2 protein-coding genes are annotated in these 1,013 nt (G+C 68.7%); both read left to right on the forward strand.

What is annotated here, in order from left to right:
• Window positions 1–256: hypothetical protein (locus tag ETD83_RS41975; RefSeq protein WP_205718193.1), on the forward strand; the 256-nt coding region annotated here is incomplete at its 5' end.
• A 113-nt stretch (window positions 257–369) separates the two neighbouring features.
• Window positions 370–978 carry a TetR/AcrR family transcriptional regulator gene (locus ETD83_RS41980; protein ID WP_138650790.1) on the forward strand — a complete coding sequence of 203 codons (609 nt, stop codon included), beginning with the start codon at window positions 370–372 and terminating at the stop codon, window positions 976–978.
• The last annotated feature ends 35 nt before the right edge of the window (window positions 979–1,013 follow it).

A 1,013-nucleotide genomic window follows, 5' to 3' on the forward strand; every position in this document is an offset into this window, starting at 1 on the left:
GTCCCCCACCCCAAAACCAACCGTCTGCCGTATTCAGTACTTCGTGAACATGAAAGGCGAAGTCCTCAACGATGCGGAAAGGGACGTCGGCGACGTAGTGGCCGGAGATGAATTTCTTCGGAACTCCTCCAAGAAACCACCCACGCGCGCTCTGAGCTATCGCTATTTTGGGACCGTCAACCCCGGAACCTCTGAGAGCGTCACCGGTTGGATCAAGAAGGAAAAACTCGACGAAGCCGGCACGATCTGCAAATAATCGGTCGGCGCCCTCGGGAAGCCGACCATGCCCCGAATGAAGAATCAAGCGCGCGTGCTTGTTTCTTGCTGGATTCATTTGGTTGACTGGGGGGCCACCGAGCCGAGGACCCCATGACCACGCAGGCACTCCCCCGCGAACCACGACAGGACCGCAGCCGCGCCACCCGGCGGCGCCTTCTTGAGGCCGCCGTCGACTGCCTCGCCTCCGAGGGCTGGGCGGGGACGACCGTCGCAGTGGTCGCCGAGCGCGCCGGCGTGTCCCGGGGCGCCGCGCAGCACCATTTCCGGACGCGCGAGGAACTGGTGACGGCGGCGGTCGAGTACGGGTCCGAGGTGCGGGTGGCGCAGATGCGCGAGCGCCTGGACGTGCCGTCGGGACAGCGTCCGTCCACCCTGGACGTGGTCACGATGCTCGGCGAGATGTACACGACCCCGCTGTTCCGCGCCGCGCTGCAGCTCTGGGTCGCCGCCAGCTCCGACGAGCAGCTCCGCGCGCGGGTCCTCCCGCTGGAGGCCCGGGTCGGACGGGAGGCGCACCGCCTCACCATCGAGGCGCTCGGCGCGGACGAGAGCGTCCCCGGCGTCCGGGAGACGGTCCAGGCGACCCTCGACCTCGTCCGCGGCCTCGGCCTGGCCGACCTCCTCACCGACGACTCCGCCCGCCGCACCCGCCTCCTACGCCAGTGGGCCACCACACTCGACGCCGCCCTGTCCCGCTGATCCGAGCCTCCGCCGCCCAACGCACCGCGCACTCC

It is taken from the genome of Actinomadura soli (genome assembly GCF_005889715.1).
Taxonomy (GTDB): Bacteria; Actinomycetota; Actinomycetes; order Streptosporangiales; family Streptosporangiaceae; genus Spirillospora; species Spirillospora soli.